23 protein-coding genes are annotated in these 25,314 nt (G+C 56.3%); all 23 read left to right on the top strand.

The window, feature by feature from the left end; translation table 11 throughout:
• Positions 1–757 precede the first annotated feature (757 nt).
• Positions 758–1,765, top strand: coding sequence for a siderophore ABC transporter substrate-binding protein (locus tag HMPREF2614_RS00765; RefSeq protein WP_038625614.1), 1,008 nt, complete (start codon positions 758–760; stop codon positions 1,763–1,765).
• A 39-nt stretch (positions 1,766–1,804) separates the two neighbouring features.
• Entirely contained in the window at positions 1,805–2,752 is a 948-nt protein-coding gene (locus tag HMPREF2614_RS00760; protein ID WP_038625612.1) for an ABC transporter permease, read from the top strand.
• 19 nt (positions 2,753–2,771) lie between these two features.
• Positions 2,772–3,788, top strand: coding sequence for an iron chelate uptake ABC transporter family permease subunit (locus tag HMPREF2614_RS00755; protein ID WP_038625611.1), 1,017 nt, complete (start codon positions 2,772–2,774; stop codon positions 3,786–3,788).
• The gene (locus HMPREF2614_RS00750) at positions 3,785–4,543 is read left to right on the top strand and encodes an iron ABC transporter ATP-binding protein (protein ID WP_038625609.1); all 759 of its coding nucleotides are present in this window, start codon (positions 3,785–3,787) and stop codon (positions 4,541–4,543) included. Before HMPREF2614_RS00755 ends, HMPREF2614_RS00750 begins: the two co-directional genes overlap by 4 nt.
• Positions 4,544–4,587: 44 nt before the next feature.
• Positions 4,588–5,499 (top strand): RNase H family protein, encoded by a 912-nt coding sequence (locus HMPREF2614_RS00745; protein WP_038625607.1) that lies wholly within the window; start codon positions 4,588–4,590, stop codon positions 5,497–5,499.
• A 112-nt stretch (positions 5,500–5,611) separates the two neighbouring features.
• On the top strand, positions 5,612–6,808 hold the full coding sequence (locus HMPREF2614_RS00740; RefSeq protein ID WP_038625605.1) for a tetratricopeptide repeat protein: 1,197 nt from the start codon (positions 5,612–5,614) through the stop codon (positions 6,806–6,808).
• A 109-nt stretch (positions 6,809–6,917) separates the two neighbouring features.
• Complete coding sequence (locus HMPREF2614_RS00735) at positions 6,918–7,958, top strand: HAD-IIA family hydrolase (RefSeq protein ID WP_038629017.1); 1,041 nt, start codon at positions 6,918–6,920, stop codon at positions 7,956–7,958.
• Positions 7,959–7,964: 6 nt separating this feature from the next.
• Complete coding sequence (locus HMPREF2614_RS00730; RefSeq protein ID WP_049181197.1) at positions 7,965–8,228, top strand: hypothetical protein; 264 nt, start codon at positions 7,965–7,967, stop codon at positions 8,226–8,228.
• 5 nt (positions 8,229–8,233) lie between these two features.
• Positions 8,234–9,073, top strand: coding sequence for a TlyA family RNA methyltransferase (locus HMPREF2614_RS00725; protein WP_038629012.1), 840 nt, complete (start codon positions 8,234–8,236; stop codon positions 9,071–9,073).
• Complete coding sequence (locus tag HMPREF2614_RS00720) at positions 9,066–10,052, top strand: NAD kinase (protein WP_141737495.1); 987 nt, start codon at positions 9,066–9,068, stop codon at positions 10,050–10,052. Before HMPREF2614_RS00725 ends, HMPREF2614_RS00720 begins: the two co-directional genes overlap by 8 nt.
• A 59-nt stretch (positions 10,053–10,111) precedes the next feature.
• Positions 10,112–11,851, top strand: a complete 1,740-nt coding sequence (gene recN, locus HMPREF2614_RS00715) for a DNA repair protein RecN (RefSeq protein WP_038625603.1) — start codon at positions 10,112–10,114, stop codon at positions 11,849–11,851.
• Positions 11,852–11,876: 25 nt separating this feature from the next.
• A complete protein-coding gene (gene steA, locus HMPREF2614_RS00710) occupies positions 11,877–13,061 on the top strand; it encodes a putative cytokinetic ring protein SteA (protein ID WP_070559784.1) in 1,185 nt (394 codons plus the stop codon).
• Between the two features lie 89 nt (positions 13,062–13,150).
• Positions 13,151–14,059, top strand: a complete 909-nt coding sequence (locus HMPREF2614_RS00705) for a copper transporter (protein WP_070559782.1) — start codon at positions 13,151–13,153, stop codon at positions 14,057–14,059.
• 85 nt (positions 14,060–14,144) lie between these two features.
• Positions 14,145–15,890, top strand: a complete 1,746-nt coding sequence (locus HMPREF2614_RS00700; RefSeq protein ID WP_070559780.1) for an AIPR family protein — start codon at positions 14,145–14,147, stop codon at positions 15,888–15,890.
• Between the two features lie 221 nt (positions 15,891–16,111).
• Positions 16,112–16,822: a helix-turn-helix domain-containing protein gene (locus HMPREF2614_RS11370; protein WP_083300182.1), complete on the top strand. Its 711-nt coding sequence runs from the start codon at positions 16,112–16,114 to the stop codon at positions 16,820–16,822.
• The gene (locus HMPREF2614_RS11190; protein ID WP_141745458.1) at positions 16,726–17,517 is read left to right on the top strand and encodes an IS30 family transposase; all 792 of its coding nucleotides are present in this window, start codon (positions 16,726–16,728) and stop codon (positions 17,515–17,517) included. Before HMPREF2614_RS11370 ends, HMPREF2614_RS11190 begins: the two co-directional genes overlap by 97 nt.
• Positions 17,518–17,650: 133 nt before the next feature.
• Positions 17,651–18,091 carry a DUF2326 domain-containing protein gene (locus HMPREF2614_RS00690; RefSeq protein WP_070559776.1) on the top strand — a complete coding sequence of 147 codons (441 nt, stop codon included), beginning with the start codon at positions 17,651–17,653 and terminating at the stop codon, positions 18,089–18,091.
• 47 nt (positions 18,092–18,138) lie between these two features.
• Complete coding sequence (locus HMPREF2614_RS00685; protein ID WP_141745457.1) at positions 18,139–18,318, top strand: helix-turn-helix domain-containing protein; 180 nt, start codon at positions 18,139–18,141, stop codon at positions 18,316–18,318.
• Positions 18,318–21,569, top strand: a complete 3,252-nt coding sequence (hsdR, locus tag HMPREF2614_RS00680) for a type I restriction-modification system endonuclease (RefSeq protein ID WP_070559773.1) — start codon at positions 18,318–18,320, stop codon at positions 21,567–21,569. Before HMPREF2614_RS00685 ends, hsdR begins: the two co-directional genes overlap by 1 nt.
• Positions 21,566–22,975, top strand: a complete 1,410-nt coding sequence (locus tag HMPREF2614_RS00675; protein WP_070559771.1) for an N-6 DNA methylase — start codon at positions 21,566–21,568, stop codon at positions 22,973–22,975. Before hsdR ends, HMPREF2614_RS00675 begins: the two co-directional genes overlap by 4 nt.
• The gene (locus HMPREF2614_RS11185; RefSeq protein ID WP_246815649.1) at positions 22,975–24,336 is read left to right on the top strand and encodes a restriction endonuclease subunit S; all 1,362 of its coding nucleotides are present in this window, start codon (positions 22,975–22,977) and stop codon (positions 24,334–24,336) included. The genes HMPREF2614_RS00675 and HMPREF2614_RS11185 overlap by 1 nt, the downstream gene beginning before the upstream one ends.
• Positions 24,337–24,561: 225 nt before the next feature.
• On the top strand, positions 24,562–25,068 hold the full coding sequence (locus HMPREF2614_RS00665; protein ID WP_210384463.1) for an N-6 DNA methylase: 507 nt from the start codon (positions 24,562–24,564) through the stop codon (positions 25,066–25,068).
• Positions 25,069–25,081: 13 nt separating this feature from the next.
• Complete coding sequence (locus tag HMPREF2614_RS11155; protein ID WP_210384462.1) at positions 25,082–25,231, top strand: hypothetical protein; 150 nt, start codon at positions 25,082–25,084, stop codon at positions 25,229–25,231.
• Positions 25,232–25,314 lie beyond the last annotated feature (83 nt).

Raw genomic sequence — 25,314 nt, 5'->3', positions numbered from 1 at the left:
TTTGTTTTACCCACAAGTAAACAACATTAAACAAGGGTTGGTCCGGTCGGCGGCGGAAGCCGTACTTGCCGGTCTCTCAGGAACTAAAGGGTAAGGGGTATCCGGGCGAATGGGCACAAGCGTGTCCGCTCAGCGAATCGCCTGGTTGGCGCCTTTCGCTGCTTATCCCAATGCGAGTTACTGACTGCCTTTGTGGCTGTCAGGGGCGGGTCGATGCGGGGCTAGTGAGTGCGTTTATGGCGGCGGCTGAAGGCTAATCGAAGTTACTGACTGCGTTTATGACAGAAATGGGGCGAAAAATGGCTTGAAAGTGTCATAAAGTTGCACAGTTTCAGATTTGCAGCCCGTATCCACGCATGCTGCCCGCGTTCACAAGTATGGCCTCCAATCGCGTGCACAATCCGTCCATCACAATTACAGCCCCAGTTCACACGCAAAACCCACAAACGCATTCGCAACTACGTCCAACTCGGTCCAAACATGCTTCGACAGCGCACAGGTTACCTTCGATAGCGCGCCAGTTATCCCCGTTATCGATCGCTGCAAACAGGCCAGTACCTGTATAAATTAGCCAATACTAAACGATTGGAAGAACCCTGCCCTAAATATTGCGCAAATTCATAACGTATTTATTTGTTAAATAGGGAACCCTAAGCTAATGTTTGCCAGGTAATGATTACCTAAGTTAGTGATTGGGTAACCGCGTCCACCGGACGCATGTTTAACAATCCTACTGTGACCGAAGGGATGCCTTTAAGTGGCGCGTTCTAACTCCGGCCGTATTCGCAATATCGTAGTCGCATCTGTTTCGAGCCTGGGGCTTGTACTTGGTGCATGTTCTACTGATGCCGGTAACGAGGATAAGTCTGCAGCTGCAGGCAACAAATCCACCGTTACCGTTACTGACAATCACGGTGAGCAGACCGTACCGGCCGAAATTGACTCTGTTGTGGCAACGGATAACCGCTCCTTCGAGATGCTCGATCAGTGGGGTATTAAGCTGGCTGCAGCTCCGAAGCCGATTATCCCGTTTACGGTTTCCGACTACAAGGACAATCCTGACGTTCAGGACATCGGTAATCACCGCGAGCCGAACCTCGAGATCGTTGCAGCTGCGGACCCGGACTTGATCGTCAACGGTCAGCGTTTTGACAAGTACTACGACGACCTGAAGAAGCTCGCTCCGAACTCCGCCATCGTGGACTTCGAGCCGCGCGAGGGCAAGTCGCTGGATGAGGAGCTCAAGCGTCACGCCGAGGGGCTTGGCACCATCTTCGGTAAGGAGAAGGAAGCCGATCAACTCATCGCGGACTTCGACAAAGCTCTGGAGCGCGCTCGCAAGGCCTACAACCCGGACGTGAAGGTTATGGCGCTGAACTCGTCGGGAGGCACGCTCGGCTACATTGCTCCGACTGTTGGTCGCACCTTCGGCCCGCTGTTTGATCTGATTGGCATGAAGCCGGCACTGGAGGTCGACAAGGCCAGCGATGATCACCAGGGTGATGAGATTTCCGCCGAGTCCATCGCTAAGGCGAACCCGGATTTCATCATGGTTCTCGACCGCGATGCTGGCACCTCGGTGCGCGGTACCGATGAGTACCGTTCGGCGCAGTCTGTGGTCGAGGAAGCTGCTCCGCTGAAGAACGTGAAGGCCGTCAAGGAGGGCAAGATCTACTACGCCCCAGAGGACACTTACACCAACGAGTCCATCATCACGTACACGGAGATTTTGAACGAGCTTGCCGACGCCTTCGAGCAGGCCTAATAGTTCTCTGGCCAGTCACAGGAGTACCTCACCAACTCTATGCAGAAGTTACTGGAACCCCGATTAGCCATTGGGATTGCCGTTGTGGCAGTCCTGGTGGCTATGTCGCTGTTTGTAGGCCAATACGACATCCTGGGCGCCGACGACGGCTGGCAGATGTTCGCTACCACGCGTATTCCGCGCACCATTGCGCTAGTGCTCTCGGGTGCCGCGATGGCGATGTGCGGCCTGGTCATGCAGCTGCTTACACACAACAAGTTCGTCGAACCCACCACGACGGGAACCACGGAATGGGCTGGGCTTGGCCTGATCTTCGTGATGTATTTCTTCCCCTCAGCGTCGTTGCTCGGCCGGATGAGCGGCGCGATTATCTTCGCTTTCATCGGCACGGCAGTGTTCTTCCTGTTCTTGCGCCGAGTGACGTTGAAGTCGAGCCTGGTCGTACCCATCGTGGGTATCATGCTGGGCGCGGTAGTCAGTTCGATTTCGACTTTCTTTGCGTTGCAGACAGACATGCTGCAGTCGCTGGGCGTGTGGTTTGCAGGCTCCTTCACTGATATTTATAAAGGGCAGTACGAATTCCTGTGGCTGGTCGTCATTGTGGTCGCAATCGTCTTCGTATTCAGCGATCGGCTGACGGTAGCAGGCCTTGGTGAGGATATCGCGACCAACGTTGGACTGAACTACAAGCGAATCGTGTTCCTGGGTACGGGACTAATCGCGATTGCAACAGGCCTGGTCACAGTCGTGGTGGGCAATTTACCCTTCCTGGGCCTCGTCGTCCCGAACATCGTCTCCATGTTTCGTGGTGATGACCTGCGTTCCAATTTGCCATGGGTGTGCCTGGTGGGCATTGCCATCGTGACGATCGCGGACATAATTGGCCGCGTCATTATCGCCCCCTTCGAGATTCCGGTATCGGTGATTCTCGGCATCCTGGGTGCTGCCATTTTCGTCTATCTGATTGTGGAGCGGCGTCGTGCTTAATCTCAGTTCAACTCACACGATGGCCAACCAGGTTGGGCCGCAAACGACGTCGTTTAGCACGGGCGCCGCGGCGCGCAGGTACTGGATTATCATTGCTGTGCTGGTGGGCTTGGCGACGTTGTTTACCGCGGGTCTGCTCACATGGGACAACCCGTTGCCGTTCGGCACGGAGGGCTTTTGGCTGATTGCGCGTCGTCGTCTTGATGCCGTGATTGCCATGATTGTGGTTGCCTGCTGTCATGCAATTGCGACGGTTGCGTTCCAGTCGATTGCGAATAACCGAATTATTACGCCGTCGATTATGGGATTTGAAGCGCTGTACGTGGCTATCAGTACCGCCGCGGTCTACTTCCTCGGCGCGACGGGTCTGATGAATGCCGGCTCGGTTGGGGCGTTTGTCCTGCAGCTTACGCTGATGGTGGGGCTGTCGCTGGTGCTGTACGCGTGGCTGCTGACTGGGAAGAGCGCGGATATGCACAGCATGCTGCTTGTGGGCATTGTCATCGGTGGCGGGATGGCCTCGGTATCGACGTTCATGCAGCGCATGCTGACGCCTTCGGACTTTGACCTGCTGACGGCGCGGTTGTTCGGCTCGGTCAACAACGCTGATCCGGAGTTTTTCCCAGTGGCAATTCCGCTAGTGATAGCGGCAATCGTTGTAATCGCGCTGCATTCGCGGGCGCTGAATGTCATGTCGCTAGGCCGTGAGGTTGCGACGAATCTGGGCGTGAATTACCAGGTTCGGTCCATCACCGTGCTGGTTGCGGTGTCGGTGCTAATGGCAGTATCGACGGCTATGGTCGGCCCGATGACATTCCTCGGCTTCCTGGTCGCGACCATTGCGTACCAGGCTGCGGATACCTATGACCATCGCTTTGTACTGCCGATGGCGGGGCTGATCGGCTACGTCACGTTGGCCGGTGCGTATTTCATTCTCAATCACGTTTTCTATGCTCAGGGCGTGGTGTCCATCATTATCGAGCTGGTTGGCGGTTCGATCTTCCTCTACGTCGTTTTGAAGAAGGGACGGCTATGATTCTCCTCGACAGTGTAAGCAAGAGCTATACCAGCGAGGTGTCAATTGGCCCCGTTGACCTGGAAATTCCGACCAACTCCATCACGGCGCTGATCGGACCGAACGGTGCGGGCAAGTCCACGCTCTTGACTATGATTGGCCGCCTTCTGGCCGTCGATTCCGGCGACATCAACGTCGGCCCGTACAACGTGGGCAAGACCAAGTCGAAGGATCTGGCGAAGGTGCTGTCGATTCTGCGTCAGGACAATCACTTCGTCACCCGTCTCACCGTGCGCCAGCTAGTCAGCTTCGGCCGCTTCCCGTACAGCCAGGGGCGCCTGACCGCCGAGGATGAGCGCATCATCTCTCAGTACATCGAGTTCCTCAACCTTGAGGCGCTCCAGGGCCGCTACCTGGATGAACTCTCGGGCGGTCAGCGTCAGCGCGCGTATGTCGCAATGGTGCTCTGTCAGGAGACGGATTACGTGCTTCTCGACGAGCCGTTGAACAACCTGGACATTTCTCATTCGGTCGACATCATGTCGCACCTGCGCACTGCAGTGCGCGAGTTGGGTCGCACGATGGTGGTGGTGTTGCATGACATCAATTTCGCGGCTCGCTACGCCGATTACATCTGTGCGGTCAAGGATGGCCAGATTGTTGAGCACGGCCCAACCTCAGAGCTGATGCGTTCGGAGGTTCTGAGCCCAATCTTCAACACTCACATTGACATCGTCGAGGGCCCGCACGGCCCGGTCGCCTGTTACGGCTCTTAAGCCAATTCCGAGCCGGCCCCACGCAGCCGATACAATCTAGCCTCATGACTATTACTGCTGCCGTTGACGGTTCCGCCTTGCACAACCCCGGACCTGCCGGGTGGTGCTGGTATATCGACGACAGCTGCTGGGCCGCCGGCGGATGGAGAGAGGGAACCAACAACCGCGGGGAGCTCACTGCTCTTGCCGAGCTGCTCCGCGCTACCGCGCACATCCCCGACGAACCTCTTTTCGTACTGTGTGATTCGCAGTACGTGATTAACTCCGTTACCAAGTGGATGCCGGGGTGGAAGCGCAAGGGATGGAAGAAGCGCGACGGCAAGCCCGTCCTCAACGTCGATATCTTGCAGGACATCGACCAGCTGCTCGTCGGCCGCAATATCCACCTCGAGTGGGTTAAGGGACACTCCGGCCACGACATGAACGAGGCCGCTGATCAGCGCGCCCGCGCGGCCGCCACTGCGTATCAGAAGGGCACCGCAGTGCCCGAGGGGCCAGGTTTCGCCGGCGCGGGGAGTCGCGGGCAGACGAATGCAGCACAGGCGAATGCAGTGCCGACAAAAACCACGCCCGCCGCGCCTATCTCCGAGCCCAAACAACCCAAGACCGCAACCTTCGAGCAGGAGGGTCTCTTTGACCTCGCTGCCGACACCACCGTGATGCCCGAGGACGCCGCCAAGGAAGCGCTCACCGTTTTCCGCCGCGCCGCACATCGCGCTGAACAGGGCAATGCTCGCGCCCTCAAGGCATTGCTTAACGACGCCCTGGGCGCCAACCTCGCCGTGCCAGACGGGCTTTCGGATGCCGAGCATGAGCTCCGCGTCGAGGGAACCACCGCTACCGCGCAGTTCACTACCGACGGCTGGATTGGCTTGGCTGTCTGGGATTTGTCCCAGGCAGTGGGGAAGGCCACAGGTTCCGCGCGTTTGCTGGGCTGGAATGTGGGTAGGTCTTAGCAGTAGTATGAAAGTTTGGTCTTTTAGGTAGACCACCAGGCAATCCGGGGTTACTGGTAGCCTGAAAACACATAAATTCTTTTACTCATTACATATAAGGAGCTCCGACTTCATGGCTGAGCACGTAGGTCCTCGTTCCGGCGAAGGCCGAGGAAATCGCGGAAACCGCGGGTCTAACCGTTCCCATGGTCGTGGCGAGGGCGGCTTTAACGGGCGCAACCGCAACGATCGTCGTGGACAGGGCGGTGGCCCAGGTGGTCGTGGCCGTGGTGGTCACGGTGGTCATGGCGGCAACCGCGATTCCCGTGGTTCGCGGGGCTTCCGTCGTGATGATCGCGACGATCGTGACTTTAACCGCGGTGACCGCAATGAACGCGGTGGTCGTGGCGGTCGTGGTTACAACCGCAACAATCGCGATGATCGTAATGAGCGCGGCGAGCGCGGTTACAACCGCAACGACCGGGGCGACCGCAATGATCGTCGCGGCCCGGGCGGACGCGGTGGCCAGGGAGACCGCAACTTCGACCGTCGTGGTGGTAAGCCACGTCGCTCCAACCGTGGTGGCCGCTTCCAGGATGAGAAGCGTACGCACCGCACCGGCCCGCAGCGCCCAGGTTTCCGCGAGGAGCGCATTGAGGCCCGCAAGAACGAGCCGAAGCTGCCAGATGACATTCGTGCAGACGAGCTCGACCCGAGCGTGCGCCAGGATTTGAAGAGCCTAGCTAAGGACAACGCCGACAAGGTCGCTCGTCATATGATTATGGCTGCAATCCTGATGGCTGAAGACCCGCAGCGTGCCCTGGAGCACGCCCGCGCAGCGAAGGACCGCGCAGGCCGCGTCGGTGTCGTTCGTGAGACCGCTGGTGTTGCCGCTTACCACGCAGTTGAGTGGAAGGAAGCCCTGGCGGAGCTGCGTGCTGCTCGTCGCATCTCCGGTGGTCCGGGCATGCTCGCGGTGATGGCGGACTGTGAGCGCGGCCTCGGCCGCCCGGAGAAGGCCATCGAGCTGGCTCGCTCCGAGGAAGCCAAGCAGCTGGACAACGAGTCCAAGACTGAGCTGGCTATCGTCGCCGCAGGTGCCCGCCGCGATATGGGCCAGATTGATGAGGCTCTGGTTGAGCTGGAGACCCAGGATTTGAACCCGGACCGTGAGGACTTCGAAGCAGCTCGCCTGTTCTACGCCTACGCTGATGCGCTGGTGGAGGCCGGCCGTAAAGACGATGCCAAGGTGTGGTTTACCCGCTGCGCCAAGATTGATGTCGACCAGATGCTCGATGCTCGCGAGCGCATCGAAGAGCTGAGCAAGTAAACAGCCCAGCTGCCCGGCTCGCACAACCAGCCACCGCTGACGCAATCCGGCCGCGCATCTACAATTCGTCGTAAAGCGTTCCTATTTCGTAAAAGGAGAAATGCACCTCATGGCTTCTGTCGCTTCTTCCTATGATGCCGCTCTGCTTGATCTGGATGGCACGATTTACGAGGGCGGCGCGGCGATTCCGAACGCGCTGGAGGGGCTGACCGAGGCGGCGCTGCCGATGGTGTTTATTACGAACAACGCCTCCCGTGCGCCACAGACGGTGGCGGATCAGCTCAATGGGCTGGGCTATGACGTTCACGCGGACGATGTGATGACGTCAGCGCAGGCGGCCATCGAGATGGCGGCGGAGGTCATTGATCCGGGCTCGAACGTCTTTGTGTTGGGTGCGGAGTCGTTTAAGCAGTTGGCTCGTGAGGCGGGGTACACCGTGGTGGATTCCGCTGATGACAACCCTGCGGCGGTTTTCCAGGGGCTCAACCGTGAGATGACGTGGAAGCAGATGTCGGAGGCGGCGCTGGCGGTGTCGCGGGGTGCGCGCTACCTGGTGTCGAATTTGGATACGACGCTGCCGTCGGAGCGCGGTTTCCTGGTCGGCAATGGTTCGGTGGCTGCGGCGATTTCGACGACGACGGGCGTGGCGCCACTGTCGGCCGGTAAGCCGAAGCCGCCGATGTTCATTAAGGCGGCGGAGCGTGTGGGCGCAAAGAATCCGCTGGCGATTGGGGACCGCCTGGATACCGACATCGCGGGCGGAAACGCTGCCAAGGTGGACACGTTTATGGTGGTCACGGGCGTTTCCACGCATATGGATGTCGTCGCAGCGCCGCCCGAGCACCGTCCGACGCTCATCGGTGCTGACATGACCGCGCTGAATCGTGAGCTGGATCAGGCACGTCCGGCTCCGCAGGCTGGTTTCACCGCGCGTTACGACGATGCGGAGGCCGGTGTCATCGTTCTTTCTGGCGGTGACACGGAGGATCCTCGGTTGGCGAACCCGGCGGAGGCCGCGGTGGCGGCGCTGCTGACGGTCGCGGATGTGGTGTGGAACTCTGAGGCTGGTCGTGCTGGCGCAGTCGAGGTCACGCAGGTCCGCGCAGAGGGCCCGGCTGCTGAGGCGGCGCTGGCTGCCTGGCGGAAGTGATAGCTGATGAGCGAGATCGCACCGAAGCCTGGGCAGGGGCCGGGGCAGGAGTCTGGTCCCGTGCCGGGGCCGAAACCGGGTCCCTCTGCTGCACCCAGCCCGGCGGCAATGCCCGGTGCGCGCGAGGTAACCCCGGAGGACGTCCGGGAGCAGGTTGCGGCTGCACTATCCGCACCAGCGCCGACTCCGCAGGAGAGAGTCGCACAGTTCGAACGGGCGCATGAGATTTTGTATGAGGCCCTGGGCTCGTCACGCAGGGAAGGAAAGTGAACGCGGTGGCAAAGAAAGCTCCTAAGCGCAGGCTCGATGCGGAGCTGGTGCGAAGGAAGATTGCTCGCTCCCGTGAGGCGGCAGTGGACATGATTAAGGCCGGTCGAGTCGAGGTCGGTGGTTTTGTCGCCTCCAAGCCCGCGACTGCGGTGACAGGGGACGTGTCCATTCGCGTCAGTGGCCTGGAAGAAGACGAGAACTGGGCGTCGCGCGGGGCTCACAAGCTGCTCGGAGCACTGGAAGCGTTCGAGCCGCAGGGCCTGGACTTGAAGGGCCGGAAAGTGCTGGATGCCGGTGCCTCGACAGGCGGTTTTACCGATGTGTGTCTGCGCCGCGATGTTAATACCGTCTACGCCGTCGATGTCGGCTACGGTCAGCTGATTTGGCGCCTGCAGGATGACCCACGGGTGGTTGTGCTCGACCGAACTAATGTCCGCACGCTGACCCCGGAGATCCTCGGCGGCACGGCCGATGTCATGGTCGGCGACCTGTCGTTTATCTCTCTGAAGCTGGTCCTGCCAGCGATTGTATCCTGCCTGGACGAGGGCGCTGACCTGCTGCCGATGGTCAAACCACAGTTCGAGGTAGGCAAGGAGCGCCTTGGCTCCGGTGGTGTTGTGCGCAGCGATGCGCTGCGTCAGGAAGTTGTCCAAGAAGTCGCCGAGTACGCCCGCACTCTGGGGCTGTCCTTCCGCGCAGCTGTGGCCAGCCCGCTTCCGGGTCCGAGCGGCAACGTGGAGTTCTTCCTATGGCTGGTGAAAGACGGTGGCGCCAGCGATATTGGTGATGAGGCTATGGCTGCGGCCATCGCTAAGGCCGTTGAGGAGGGGCCGCACAATGACTAGCTCACCGACCGGCTCACCGACTAGCGCGAAGACTCACTCACGGGAAAGCAAGCCCAAGACCAGCGCCGGCAAGCGCGAGATCCTGCTGGTCCCGCACACTGGCCGCAGCGCCAACCTGGAAATGGCCGCCGAGGCGGCCGAGCTGCTTGAGGCCGCGGGTATCGATATCCGCGTGCTGGCCGGTAAGAACCCGGAGGCGTTGGCCGCGCACCCAACGCTCGGTAAGTACCCGCGCTACTGGCACTCGCCGCAAGCAGCGTCGGGATGCGAACTCGTCCTCGTCCTGGGTGGCGACGGTACCTTCCTGCGTGCCGCAGATATCGCGCATTCGGCTGACCTGCCGGTGCTCGGTATCAACATGGGACACGTGGGCTTCCTCGCCGAGTGGGAGCAGGAGTCCATGACGGAGGCGATCAACCGCGTTATCAAGCGTTCCTGGCGTATCGAAGATCGCATGACCATCCGCGCCACCGTCCGTGACACCACCGGCCGCGTAATTGGCTCCGGCTGGGCGCTGAACGAAGTCAGCATCGAAAACGTCAACCGCCGTGGCGTGCTGGACGTCATCCTAGAGGTCGATCGCCGCCCGGTGAGTTCCTACGGCTGCGATGGCGTGCTGATTTCCACGCCGACAGGCTCCACCGCGTACGCCTTTTCCGCAGGTGGTCCGGTGCTCTGGCCGGAGCTCGATGCCATGCTGGTCGTGCCCAATAATGCCCACGCGCTGTTCTCCCGCCCGCTGGTGATCTCCCCGCACTCGACCATCGCCATTGAGACCAACCACGACACCGCCGAGGCAGTCGCGGTGCTCGACGGCTTCCGCAACATCACCATGCCGCCGGGCAGCCGTATCGAAATCGAGCGCGGCGCGCAACCGGTGCGCTGGGTGCGTCTGGATGATCAGCCGTTCGCCGATCGTCTGGTGCACAAGTTCCGCTTGCCGACGTCCGGGTGGCGCGGCCCCGCCGAAGCCCAATAGCCTTTTACCCACGGCAGACAAGACCCCACATTCCAAGGGAAGGACTGATTGCAGGCGCCATGCTGACTGAGATTTCCATCCGCGACCTCGGCGTTATCCCCGATGCGACGCTTGAATTCAGCCCAGGCCTGACCGTACTCACAGGTGAAACCGGTGCGGGTAAGACCATGGTGGTCACCAGCCTCAAGTTGCTCTGTGGCGCGCGTGCCGACGCCGGCCGCGTGCGCACCGGCGCCGACAAGGCTCTGGTGGAAGGTCGCGTTTCCACCGAGCACCTCTCGGAGGAAGAGTCAGCCACCATCGATGCTGTGGTCTCTGAGCTCGGCGGCGAGCGCGATGAGAATGACGAGTACCTGCTTGCCCGTCAGGTCTCCGCGAAAGGCCGCTCCCGTGCGTGGGTTGGCGGCCGCAGTGCGTCGGCTGCGGCATTGGCGGATGTCTCCACGCGCCTGATCGCGATTCATGGCCAGAATGATCAGCTGCGCTTGCAAAGCGCTGATGAGCAGCGTGCGGCGATCGACCGCATGGATGCCGAGACCATCGTGCCGACGCTGGAAACCTACCGTCAGCAACGCGCACACTGGCGCACCATGGTCAAAGAGCTGGAAGAGAAGACCTCTAAGCGACGCGAGTTGGCCATGCGTGCTGACCAGCTCAGCTTCGCCATCGAAGAAATCGACGCAGTCTCGCCCGAACCAGATGAGGATCAGGACCTGGCCTCCCAGATCCGGCGCATGCAGGACCTGGACGGTCTCCGCGACGCTGCAGCCGTGGCGCTTGCCGCCATCGATGGCGCCGCCGCCGTGAGCACGACCGGTATGGATGCCGCCACCGAGGACTCCGGTGCTGCCGAACTGCTCGGTGCCGCCGCAAACGAGCTCGCCGGCTCCAATGATGACGAGCTCACCGAGTTTTCCAACCAGCTCAATGAGCTGACCAGCCAGCTCTCCGAGATTTCCGCTGGTCTCGGCGCGTTTCTCTCTGGTCTGCCGGAGGAAACCGAGTCCCTGGATAAGCTCATGCAGCGCCAGGTGGAGATCAAGAATCTCACCCGTAAGTACGCCCCGGACATCGCGGGCGTGTTGGCCTGGCGGGATAAGGCGGAGCGCAAGCTCGCCACGCTGGATGTTTCCGGCGAAGCCCTGGACAAGCTCACCGCAGAGATCAAGGCCGCAGAGAAGAAGCTCGGTAACACCGCGCGGAAGCTCTCCAAAGCCCGCGCAAAGGCTGCGAAGCACCTGGAACAGTCCGTGACCAAGGAACTCAAGGGCCTGGCCATGCCACATACCTCGCTGGTGGTGGAGATCACCAAGGCCGACACCTTTGGCCCCGCTGGCGTGGACAACATCGAGTTCAAGCTCCGTGCCCACGAAGGTGCCGAACCGCGCCCGCTGGCCTCATCCGCATCCGGAGGCGAGCTATCCCGCATCATGCTGGCATTGGAAGTTGTCCTCGCCGAAGGACAGGCCGGACACACGATGGTTTTCGATGAAGTCGATGCCGGTGTTGGTGGGCGCGCGGCTGTGGAGATTGGCAAGCGCCTGAAGCAGTTGGCGGTGAATAACCAGGTGATCGTCGTCACGCACTTGCCTCAGGTGGCGGCGTTTGCGGATACCCACTTGGTGGTCAGTAAGGATGCCCGTTCAGGTGCGGTGTCGTCGAAGGTGACGAGCCTGGGCGATGAGGAGCGGATTGACGAGCTCGCGCGGATGATGGCGGGCTTGGACGATTCGGACTCCGGACGGGCGCACGCGCAAGATCTTCTGGATCAAGCTCGGCGCGCCTTCGCGGCCAAGTAGCTGCACTTATGTTTGACTAAGTGCCATGAGTCTGTTCTCTCGGAACGAAAAAGATCTTCCTGGCATTTCGGGGACCGTGCGGGATGGTTCCCGCCTGGATCGTGCGCTGAAGCGTATGGGCGAAGGCGACATCGTGGTGATCGATGCACCGGATATCTCGCGTCCACTGGCACAGCAGTTGATTGATGCCAAGGTCGCCGCAGTGGTGAACACTGGCGCGTTTACCACGGGTTTTGTGCCGAATTACGGCCCGCAGATGATGCGCGACGCCGACATCGAGATGGTGCAGAACGTCGGCGACGAGGTCTTTGCCAAGCTCAAGGACGGTAAAAACGCAAGGCTTCACGACGGCAAGCTCTACCACGGTGACCGCCTAATTGGACAGGGCGACGAGGTCGACCAGGATGAGCTGGAGCGCGCCTTCGACGAGGGTCGCACCAGTATGGTCGACCGCCTGGAGGCGCTCTCTGGCAACTTGGTGGAGTTCGCCAAGACCGAATCCCCGCTCTACATTGATGGCCTGGGCATTCCGGACGAGACGGAGCCGCTGCGCGGCCGCAAGGTCGTTGTGGTCAGCCCTGGTGAGGGACACCGCAAGACGCTGGAAGATTTGAAGAACTTCATCCGCGAGTACGAGCCGCTGCTCATTGGTGTCGACGCCGGTGCCGACACGCTGTTTGAGCTCAAGTACGAGCCGGACTACATCATCGGTGATCCGGAGAACATCAACTCCGAGGCGCTGCGGTCTGCCGGTTGCGTGATTCTGCCCGCAGACCCGGACGGTCACGCGGTGGGCCTCGAGCGCATTCAAGACCTCGGCATTGGCGCCATGACGTTCCCGGCGCTGTCCGATTCCGCCACTGACCTGGCGCTGGTTTTCGCCGCGCATCACGAGGCCGACATGGTCGTCTCCGTCGGCGCCCCGCAGAACATCGACAGCATCTACCATGCTGAGAACCAGAGCGGTGTGCCGTCGGCATTGCTGTCGCGTTTGAAGGTCGGGGAGAAGCTTGTCGACGGTCGCATGGTCGCCGACCTCTACCAGGTCAATAGCCGTGGATTCGGTGTGGCCTGGGCAATCCTGGCTATCTTTGTCGCCGTTGCGGTGATTTTCGCTATCGCTGGTACCTCCGGTGATGGTTCTGTCAGCGAGAATCTGATTGATACCTGGAACTCCATTGCACTGTGGTTCCAGGGGCTGTTTAAGTAGTTTTAGCGGTATTTAGAGCACTTTGAGCGCCTGAGTTTTCAGCTGTCAGAGCTGATTGAGGCGTCGGCGAAAGGAATGAGGGACGGGCGATGGGGAAGAAGCGCAGGAGCGGGAAGTTTACAGCCGGTGTGACAGGTGCCGCCCTCGGTGTGGCGGCAGGTGCTGCGCTGGGTGCTTATGTGCTGAACCCCGCTGGTGCTGGCATTGATTTTGGTACTGGTGCCGCCTCTGAGCGCGATGAGGCCGTCGCACGTGCTGATGCACAGGAAGCGCGTGCTGATGAAGCCAACCGCATCATCGAGCCCATCGTCGGGGAGATTGTTAAGGACTCTTTGAAGGATGTGCCCGTCCTTGTTATCGCGACTCCCGATGCCACCGAAGATCAGCTGGCAGGGGTTTCCGAGACCCTGCGCGCTGCTGGCGCCCCGGATGCGGGCGTACTAAAGCTGACCGATAAGTTCCTCTCTTCTGCTGGCGCGGATGAGCTGAAGGACACGGTTTCTACCTCACTGCCGGCCGATGTACAGCTGGACCCGGAGCGCCGCGAGCCGGGCCGCCAGGCTGGCCAGGCGCTGGCTCCTGTGTTGGAACTGGATAAGGATGGGGGAGAGCGGGCTTCCGCTGCGGACCGAAAGCTACTGCTGGAGGCCCTGAAGGGCGGCGGTTTTGTCGAGTACGACGAGGGGACCCTGCGCCCGGCTGCTGGCATTGTGATTGTTGGTAATCACGGCACTGTCTCGCGCGCCACGATTGATAAGGGCGAGGACCCGGAGTTTGGTGCTGGCCTGATTGCGGATCTGGCGGTGGCGCTGGCTGAGGGCTTTGGTGCCGGTGAGGGTGCCGCTGGTCACGTTGTGGTGGGGACTGACAGCTTTGGCCGTGAAGGTGTCAGTGCTCTACCGGACGAACGCTGGGGCGCCGACCCTGCTGTGAAGCGTGTGGACGCTGTGTCTGATGCTGCGGGGCAGGTGGGGGTTGTCAATGGTTTTACCGAATGAGAAAGTGTATAAGCGATATGGCAAATAATTATATTTTTTAGCGAAAATGATCAACTGCCGTAGGAACTGCTTTTAGGATATAGGTATGGGCACTCTACATATAACAAAGATTAAGACGGAACTTTACAAAGAATACGCAGAACTTCGCCAAGAGTTGCAGCAAAGGTTGCCGAATGATGAAGAATCATCAATTCTAACAAAGCTTTTGGCAGGCCATGCACTCTTTGCTATTGGCGGAATTCAAAAAGAAAAATTGGCAGATCATATTGTGGATGGTCCAAACGATAGAGGTATCGACGCATTATTTTATTCGCAGGATACCCACACAATAACTTTTGTACAGTCAAAATGGCAAGAAAATCCGAAACGAAATACTAGTTTTATTACCGAGCGCGACGCGAGTGAATTTGCGAACGGACTAGATGAGTTCATTCATATGCGATTGTGCGCTGAAGGGAATGAGCGAATCAAAAAGCTGGAGGACGAACTCGATACTGCAATCTACGACTTTGCATTAAAAATAAACGTGGTGGTGATTACAACTGCGACATCGGAGATCAATCAAAAATCCAAGAATCGACTTGACCGTCGGATTGAAGAAATCGGCTCCGACCAAGTCGAGTTAAAACTGATTGACCAGAAAGGCGTCTACGGTTCCTTTGATCATGCTGAGACTGGCGCGGGCGTAACCTTCCAGCTAAGTGTCTCAAAATTGCAGGACATGAGTGAACCCTATCCGTCATGGTACGGAGCGGTGTCCGGTGAGGACATCGCCAAATTGGTAGATCAGCATGGTGACAAGCTATTCGCTAAGAACTTGCGAAATGGTCTCGGACGGACAGACATTAATGATGGGATTCGATCCACCGCACAATCAGAGCCAGAGTCATTTTGGTATTTCAACAATGGAATTACGATTACGGCGGAAAGAATAAGAAGAACAAAAATGGGTGGATTATCGAGTGATTTCGCTACATTCAAATTAACAAATGCATCCATCGTCAATGGAGCTCAGACAAGTCAGTCACTATTCGATGTCTATAATGCAGATGGTGATGTAAAGGAAAACCTTAAGTCTGTAAAGTGTCTTGTTAGGTTGATTGAACTGCCGGAGGGGGATGAGGTTTTCCAGCGAAACGTAACTCAATATAACAATAGCCAAAATCCCATTGGTTTTAAGGATTTTGTATCACTTGAAGAATTCCAAGTTCAGCTCCGCGCGCAGATAGATAAAGAATATGCAAGAACCTACTGGATTCGTAGTGGTGATTCAAAGCCGGATCAAAAGGCGGGTGATTTCGACCTGCAAGATGCGACAATTGCGTTAACGTGTTCTGGTTGCGATGTGCGGAACGTCGTTCGTGCTAAAAGTAGTATTTCCACTCTGTGGAAAGATCTTAGCCGTCCTCCATATACGGAGATTTTCGATGAATCACGTGTAACTCCAACATCGGTAGTTAAGGCCGTAGATTTCCTGCACTATTTGGACGAGTTTCTTGCTAATAAGGCGAAGTCCGATTTGACAATTTATTCTGATGATAATGCGCTTACTTTGAAGGAACGGTTGCCGGCGATTCATGGAAATAGGCTATTTGAATTTTTGGTGATGAGGAATTTCGATATTTATCGAGATCGTGAATCTGCTGATGTGTTTGAACGGCAATATAATAGCTTGGATCTGGATAGGCTGTTCTCTAAGTTCTGCCAAACTATTTTGGATCTTTACCCTGAATCTCATATAGGATATCTTTTTAAGAATCAGGAGAAGTGTTTAAATATCGCGGATTCCTTTGGGGCTTTTGATCCGAAGAGTTATACGATGGCTAATTAGATTGCTTTTTGTTTCATCAAGATTTGTTTTGGCCTAAATTGTAAAGCTCTAAATTTGTTTTTGCGTCGGTTCATTTAAGTGCTCTTATTTGATTAGCGTATGAATATTGGAGTATTGATTAGTTGAGTCGAGTTTGCGATTAGATATTTTTTGTTTGATTTTGCAAAGGTTTTGCGACTGAGCTCTGAGGCCTGATTGGCAGGGGTAGGTTCATGCGGTGAATGCATCACCACTTTCGACCAGGAGAAGTAGTGAAGCAAACCCGCCGATCGAAATACAGTGCCATCAAACCGATTGCGCTTGAACACATTGCCAATGGGGCATCAGCAAGCGCGGTAGGGCGCGATTTAGCGATCCCCGCACCAACTGTCAGGCGGTGGGCGCGACAAGCCGGAATTGCGATTCAGCACCAGTCGCACTGCCCGAAGGTCTCGATGATGGATAAGCATCGCGTGATCTACGAGATGCTTATGGCCGGCACATATAGTGTTGCCCAGATTGCTGCACAGGCCGGGGTGTGCACATCCACGGTGTATAACCGGCGGGCTAGATTAACCACTATGAATACCCGCAGCCGGGTAACACCCGGTGATGTATCTCGTGTTGGTACTGGTCGGCGGCTAGGGCTGGCGGAACGCTTAGTCATTGCCGAGCATCTGCGAGCAGGGCATTCGCACCGGCGTATCGCCCAGATAGTCTGTCGTAGTCAATCCACCGTCAGCCGTGAAATCGCGCGCAATAGCGTCGATGGTATCTACGATGCTTATCAGGCTGATCAGGCCAGCCGCGGGCGTCTTGCTCGCCCTAAGCCGCGTAAACTCGATGACAATCGGTTTTGCGCGCCCAGGTTGTCGATCTGCTCAACCGTGGTGCCTCACCGCGTCAGGCCAGTGACAGGTTGGCTGCATTGTGGGGTGATAATACGTCCATGACTATTAGCCATGAGTCGATTTACCAGGCCCTTTACGTACAAGGGGTAGGTAGCTTGCGCAAAGAACTTGTGTTTGAAAAGTCCTGCCGGACTACCCGGCCAGGGCGTAAACCCCGCTCGCTTTTAGCCGGGGTGCCCAAGCCACGTGGAAAACGCTGGACCCATGATGCCAATATTTCACTTCGCCCAGCGGAAGCCAATGATCGTGCCGTGCCCGGTCATTGGGAAGGGGATTTGATTATTGGCGCAGATGGCACCAGTGCTTTGGCGACATTGGTGGAACGCCGCAGCAGGTTTGTGCTGCTCGGCAGGCTCGGCACTGACCATACTGCCACCAGTGTCAATGAGGTCATGGTGCGGATGATTCGTCGGCTCAAAGAGTCGATGGACACCACGATGTCGACGTTGACCTGGGATCAGGGGGTGGAGTTTGCCAAACACACGGAGTTTTCCGTCGCGGAGAATATCCAGGTGTTTTTCGCCGATCCGCATTCGCCGTGGCAGCGAGGTAGCAATGAGCGGATGAACCGGGATATCCGGTTTTATTTCCCCAAAGGCACCAACTTTACCGATGTCACCGACCAGGAGGTCGCCCAGGCGGAGGCATTGCTGAATAACCGGCCGAGGGTGGTGCTCGGCGGGTTAACTCCTCGGGAGGTAATCTCTGGTGTTATCCATGATGCAATGACCGCCTGACTCTACCCGCGAAGCCAAAGAGGCCGCCAAGGAAAAACTCGATGCTAAACGGCTACCACTGCTCAAGCAGCTCGGGCGCACCATCAACACCCAGATTGCTCAGATTGATGCTCCTTTCTACGACACTTCCCGGGTGCCACCCGAGCTAGTTTTTGACGATGATAAGAAGTACGTCTATCGCTCTCGCGTTGATGATGGTACGGGCACCACTGACAAGAATCTGATCCTGTTTGACCTGGCGGTCCTGGCGCTTACACAGTTGCCCGCAGTTATCCATGACTCGCCGATGATCAAGAACATCGCCGATGAAACCGTCGAGAAAAACCTAGATCTGTACCGCACCTTTACTGATAAGCAGATTTTCATTGCTTTTGATAAGGATCACGCCTACACGAGGAAAACGCGCGAGCACGTCGAAGCAACCCAAGTCATCCACCTTGGTGAAGGTTCGCATGCACTGTATGGGTTCGCCTGGAACCGAGAACACACGGAGCCGCCAGGCGAGACACGGAAAGACAAAGAACAGGTTCTAGACATTCCTGAGAAGCATAGGAGTGATCAGTGGCTACTGTAGAAACCCCGGAACCGAGTTCGAAAATGAACTACGATTAGCTTTGGCAGATGCTTAGAGCTCGACGCTGGCGTAAACAAGACCTTCAGGTAGCAGCTGACTTGAGCTCCAGCTCCATCGCAAAACTAAGCAAAATAGCCAACCTGCAAACCGATACTTTGCTACGGATCTGCGGAGCACTTAACTGCGACATTGCCGATATCTGTGAACGGGAGTTAGTGAGCGAATAATGAAAAACTTTGCGTTTCTTGAAGACTCGTTTCCTTCGTTAGCAAATCTGGGCAACTTGGCTGAGGCTTATCGGCAGTCTGATCCTAATTCTGCTTTGATTAAGCTCGGCATGCTCTGTGAGTCGATCGTGTCGATGATGTTTAAGTTTGACCGCGTTCGAGAACCTTTTGATAGCTCTGCGGTAAAGCGAATTGACACCCTTGAAAGAGAAGGACTCCTACCAAAAGACGTAGTCGATGTTCTACATCTTGTGCGAAAGGCACGAAACAAGGCAGTTCACGAAGGATGGGGCGATGAAGAGTCCGCGTCGCAGTTTCTTCCAGTGGTTCATTCCGTGGCTGGCTGGTTTGCGCACACGTATGGGCCACTTGATCTTCAGATCCCGACTTATTCCCTGACATCGTTTGTTGAAGAACCCATCGAGCAGCTGGAAGGCAAGGAAGCTAGGCTCAAACGCGACGACGAGAACAAGGCCGAGCAGTCAACCCCAGTTAGCAAGCGTGAACGGGCATCGCGTGCATCTCGTGCAGCGAATCAAAGACCGCGTACAGAGGCTGAAACCAGGCTCTTGATAGATGAGCAACTTCGAAACGCTGGGTGGGAAGCAGATACCGAGCGACTACGCTACGCGCATGGGACGCGGCCGGAGGCAGGACGTAATCTTGCGATTGCTGAGTGGCCTACCAATTCGACGGTGGGAAGAAGCGGACGAGCAGATTACGCGCTGTTCATCGGGGAGGCCCTGGTAGCTGTTATCGAGGCTAAGGCCGACCACGTGGACATCCCGTCCGTGCTTGATTACCAAGCTAAGGATTATGCCCGGCTCATCAAGCCTGAGCATTACGATCTGACGCTTGGCCACTGGCACGGCTACCGGGTCCCGTTTCTCTTCGCCACCAATGCGCGTCCCTACCTCGATCAGCTCAAAACGAAATCGGGCGTGTGGTTCCTCGATGTTTGCAGTGCGTTGAATACTCCTCGTGCTCTCCACGGCTGGCCGAGCCCCGAGGGGCTCCAAGCCATCTTGGAAGCAGACAGTGACAAAGCGAACCAAACACTCGCTTCCTACAGCGATGATCTCCTGACTGACCCTAGTGGCCTGAACCTGCGTGATTATCAGGTCGCTGCGATTCACGCCGCAGAAAAAGCCGTGTCGGATGGACAGCGCCACGCTTTGCTCGCAATGGCAACGGGTACTGGCAAAACCCGCACCGTTCTCGGGATGATCTACCGTTTCCTGAAAGCCAAGCGTTTTAGGAGGATTCTGTTCCTTGTAGATCGAACAGCGCTTGGCGAGCAAGCACTCGATGCCTTTCAAGACGTCAAACTTGAAGAGCTGATGAGCCTCGACCAACTGTATGACATCAAGGGCCTGGAAGACCTTGAGATCGATTTGGAGACGAAAGTCCGGGTTTCAACAGTCCAAGCAATGGTCAAACGGGTTTTCTATCCCGATGATCAGGTCGTTCCCGCAGTCACGGATTACGACTTAATCATCGTTGACGAAGCACACCGAGGCTACCTTCTCGACAAGGAGATGACTGATGATGAAGTGCTCTACCGCGACCAGTTCGACTATCAATCGGCCTACCGCAATCTGATTGACTACTTTGATGCGTTCAAAATTGCATTGACGGCGACGCCTGCGTTGCACACCACAGAGATTTTCGGAACGCCGGTCTACACCTACTCTTATCGGGAAGCTGTCATGGATGGTTGGTTGGTCGACCATGATGCGCCACACCGACTGGCCACGAAGCTGTCTACCGACGGGATTTCTTTTGGTAAAGGCGAGACACTGCCGATTTACGATCCGCAGACCGGTGAAATCACCAACAGTGAGGAACTCACTGATGAAGTGACCTTCGACGTTGAACAGTTCAACCGGCAGGTCATCACTGAGGAATTCAACCGAACCGTGTTGGCCGAGATTGCTCGTGATCTCGACCCGAGCTCACCTGACCAATTCGGCAAAACACTCATCTACGCCGTTGATGACGCGCATGCGGACATGATCGTGGCGATTTTGAAAGAAATTTATGCAGCCAGTGGTGTCGAGCCGGAAGCGATCATGAAGATCACCGGCAGTGTAGCGGGCGGTAACAAGAAGAAGGTTCAGGAAGCGATCAAGCGCTTCAAGAATGAACGCTACCCGTCGATTGTCGTTACCGTTGACCTGCTGTCCACCGGCATTGATGTGCCATCCATTACGTCATTGGTGTTCATGCGGCGAGTGAAGTCTCGTATCCTGTTTGAACAGATGCTGGGTCGTGCCACACGGTTGTGCTCGGAAATCGACAAGGACAAGTTCGATATCTACGATCCAGTCGGGGTCTACGATGCTCTCGAACAGGTCAACACGATGAAACCAGTTGCGGTCAATCCCAACACCCGCTTCACTGATCTGCTCGAAGGCCTCACCGTCGTTGACGACGAAGACTCCCAGAAATCAGTTATTGAGCAAATCGTGGCTAAGCTTCAGCGTCGCAAGCAGCGTATGAAAGCAGCAGCCGCCGAGCAGGTCACCGACCTTGCTGGTGGGCAGTCGATGTCGACGGTTATCGATCAGCTCAAGCAGCTTTCACCCGCTGACGCTACTGCGTGGGTGCATGACCATGCGGAACTGTTCGCCTACCTGGATTCGACCACGCTCGGCGAGCCACGTCGCGTGGTGATCTCGCACCAACCCGATGAACTCCTCACCCATACACGAGATTTCGGCGACAGTGCTTCGCCAGGTGACTACCTTGATGAATTCACCCAATTCATCAAGAGCAACACCAATGAAATCGCGGCACTCAACATCATCTGTACACGCCCGGCTGATCTGACCCGCGAGCAGTTGAAGTCGCTGAAACTTGCTCTCGATCGTGAAGGGTTTACTGAACAGAAGCTATCGAGTGCCGTATCTCAGTTGTCCAACAAAGAGATTGCTGCCGACATCATCTCACTTGTCCGACGATACGCACTCGGCTCACCACTGGTCAGCCACGAACAACGCGTTAGAAACGCGGTCAGCAAGCTCAAAGCTGGGCATAGCTTTTCCAAGGTCGAGCTTGGGTGGCTATCGCGAGTTGAGCAGTATCTGGAAAACGAGCTCCTTCTTACCCCAGAGGTGTTTGATGAAGACCCTCGGTTCCGGCAGCAAGGAGGATTCGCCCGTGTCAATATCGCCTTTCGAGGTAACCTCGACAGCGTGATCAACGAGTTCAACAAATATCTTTACGAAACTGAAGAAAGTGTCGCGTGAATAACCAAGAAATTGTCGCCAAGCTCTGGAACCTCTCGAACGTGCTTCGTGATGACGGAATCACGTACCACGAGTACGTCACCGAGCTGACCTACATCCTCTTTTTGAAGATGGCGAAGGAAACCGGCGCGGAGGCAGGAATTCCCGCTGAATACCGCTGGGATGTGCTGCGGGAAAAATCAGGCGTTGAACTGAAGCGCTACTATCGGGACTTGCTCCAGCACCTAGGCGAAGAAGCACGTGGGCCTGTTCGACAGATCTACACCGGGGCGACGACGAGTATCGACGAGCCGAAAAACCTTGAAAAGATCATCTCATCCATTGATGAGCTCGACTGGTTCTCCGCGCGTGAGGAGGGCCTCGGTAATCTCTACGAAGGTCTGCTCGAGAAGAACGCTAATGAGAAGAAATCCGGCGCTGGTCAGTATTTCACGCCCCGCGTACTCATTGACGTCATGGTCCGACTCGTCAACCCCCAGCCCGGAGAGCGCTGTAACGATCCCGCTTGTGGAACTTTTGGGTTCATGATTGCGGCCAGTGAGCACGTGAGACAACAAACTGACGACTTCTTTGATCTCAGTGAAACTGAAGCCACTTTTGAGGTCAAGAAAGCTTTCACCGGAGTTGAGCTCGTCCGCGATACCCATAGGCTTGCGCTGATGAACGCGATGCTGCACGGGATTGAAGCACCTATTTTGTTGGGCGACACCCTGTCCCCGTTGGGAAAGGATGTTAAGGGCTACGATGTTGTACTTACCAACCCGCCGTTTGGAACGAAACGTGGTGGTGAACGCGCTACTCGCGATGACCTTACTTTCCCAACGTCGAACAAGCAGCTGAACTTTTTGCAGCACATCTACCGCAGTCTTAAACCAGGTGGGCGCGCCGCAGTCGTTTTGCCGGACAACGTTCTGTTTGCTGACGGAGACGGCCGCAGGATTCGTGAAGACCTGATGGATAAGTGCAATTTGCACACCATCTTGCGCCTGCCAACACGTATTTTCTATGCCCAAGGCGTAAAAACCAATGTGCTGTTCTTCGAACGAGGCCGCACCGATAAGGGCAATACCAAAGAGGTTTGGTACTACGATTTACGTACCAACATGCCCTCGTTTGGTAAGCGAAATCCGCTAGCGACAGAGCACTTCGCTAACTTCGAAGCCGTTTACACCGCTCCCGACCGGGCAGGCATTGAGGATGAACGGTGGACTCGCTTCAGCCGAGAGGAGATTCGAGACAAGGACGACACGCTCGATATTGGCCTGGTTCAGGAGGAAGCTGAACAGATCGATTGGGCTTCCTACGACCCTGCCGAGCAGATCAACGAAGCGGCAGACCTCCTTGAGGAAGCTCTTGGACTGCTCCGGTCTCTTGCTGTCGATCTCCGAGACGGTGAGGAAGTCTGATGGCACGAACGAAATCCCTTCCTCTGATCGAGGACTTCGACAGCATCCCTGACGAGGCACTCGTTCCCAAAGAAGAACAACCGTACCCGATCCCTAAACACTGGAAATGGGTTCGGCTCGGTTCCGTGTGCAAAGTGAACCCTTCTAGAGACAATATTTCGTCTGTTTCTGTCGAAACAGATGTAACCTTTGTACCAATGGCCGCGGTATCAGATGTGACGGGGCAGATCGAGCACCCTGATGTTAGAAAGCTGCAACAAGTCGCTAAAGGCTATACATCTTTTCAAACCGGCGATGTTCTTTTCGCCAAGATCACACCGTGTATGGAGAACGGTAAAGCTGCAATCGTCCCTGGTCTGCTTAATGGGCTCGGATATGGCTCGACAGAGTTTTTCGTTCTTAGGCCATTGCCTGCTCTCAACTCTAGGTTCTTACATGCCTTTGTCCGTCAACATACGTTTCGAGCTCAAGCAAAAGAAGTCATGGCAGGTGCAGTAGGCCAACAAAGAGTCCCTAAGTGGTTTCTGGAGCAATTTCCATTTCCGCTTCCTCCGCTTGAAAAACAACTAGGAATCATCGAAAAGCTTACGGAGAACCTGCAGAAGGTCGATAAGGCAGTAGACCGGATCGAAGTGTTCTTGGAGGGGGCTGATCGTCGAACTGAGAGCCTCTTAGAGGCGGCGATTCAGGGACAGCTCACTGAAGAATGGCGCAACCAACGCGGCGTCCGTCGAGAGGATTGGACAACTCGAAGGTTAGGCGATTTAGGATCATGGGGAGGCGGTGGTACTCCCAAGAAATCGGTCGCGGAATACTGGCTGAATGGAACGATCCGCTGGGTTACGCCTAAAGATATGAAGGGCTGGGAGATAGAGAGAACTCAAGACCAGGTGTCAGTTTCCGGCGTTGAAAACTCCACAGCCAAGCTGTATCAGGGGCCTGCCATCTGTATTGTTGTGAGGTCTGGAATTCTTCGGCGAATCCTTCCTTCCGCCATGATCAGTGGAGAATTCACGGTTAACCAGGATATGAAGGTACTGCACTCAGTTGATGAATCAGTGAATATCGAATTCGTCCACTGTTACCTGATGGCAAGAGAAGCACAGATCAGAAGCCGCGCTTCTAAATCGGGTACCACCGTCGAGAGCATTGATTTCAAGAAGCTGACAAACCTGACTATTGACCTGCCAACGCGCGAAGAACAAGATTGCATCGTTACAATCCTCAACGATCTCCTCATGTCTTCAAACCAGGTCAGTGAGCAGGTTAGACAAGTTTTCGGAAGTCTCATGGAATCGCGGAACAGACTTGTCTCAGCGGCCTTAGCGGGAAGATTTTCCATGGACGAAACCTCGGTCTAGAGACGCGTCATACCTTTTCGCGTAATGGAAAACCTTTTGGCGCTTCCTTTGGCGGCGGTAGCGCAACGGTTCAGTATGCCCGGCAGTTCTGCCGGGGACAAACCGTCTGCGCTACGTCGTAGCTCCATCCGGTGTTAGATGGGTATGCTTGTTGCCGTTTTCCTCCTGGTAAACCCCGATAAGTGACGGCAGGCTTCGCGCCACTCTTGTATCCAATCCGTAGGCTTGTGCGATCCCACAGCAGGCTCAGCATCCTTTCTCATTGCGACAATGCGTCGGATGTTCGATGACGGAGCAGTGAGGTTCAAGAAAGACTTTCACAAACTGGCGGATAAGCTCGAAGACATCAAACGGTTCCAACTCGATGGCGTAGAACTGCAGGAGAAATTGTTCGCTGTTGGTACGGCGAACATGATTCTTCGAGAGGACGGTAAAGCGAACTTCCAGCGCAATTCAATCTTCGATGTCACACGTGACGGGTTCTTCCCCTATGATCCGGAGCGTCCAGGAAATCTAGAGGCTTTCACTAAGGTGCTGGTGAATCCTCCGCATTCGCAATCGAAGGACAAGACGGCTCGACATCTTTCTGAATTGTCGTTCATCAGCCACGTACTTGATTTGTTGGAGGGGCGAGGGCGTTTAGCCGCTATCGTGCTGCAATTGGCGATGGTAGGAAAGACTCGCGAAGAACAAGGCTTTGGAGGCCGCAATCATGAAGAAGCACACGCTTGACGGAGTGCTAACGATGAACCTTGACACGTTCCACGGCATCGGGACTCACGTTGTAATTGCACTGTTCACTGCAGGGGTGCATCATCCTGAGCACAAAAAGACAGCTTTCATTGATTTCAAGGATGACGGGATACAAAAGTTCGCCAACACGTCGGGCTTGTAGACGATAGGCGAGCTGAGGATCGTCGCAAGCATCTAATGTCAGTCCTTAACGGGCTCTTCCGTTTTTAGAGTGCGTTGATCTTC

The sequence above is a fragment of the Corynebacterium sp. HMSC074C11 genome (assembly GCF_001809455.1).
In the GTDB taxonomy this organism is placed as follows: Bacteria; Actinomycetota; Actinomycetes; order Mycobacteriales; family Mycobacteriaceae; genus Corynebacterium; species Corynebacterium amycolatum.
Note: the sequence above shows the minus strand (reverse complement) of the source record. Positions and strands in the feature narration are given on the sequence as shown.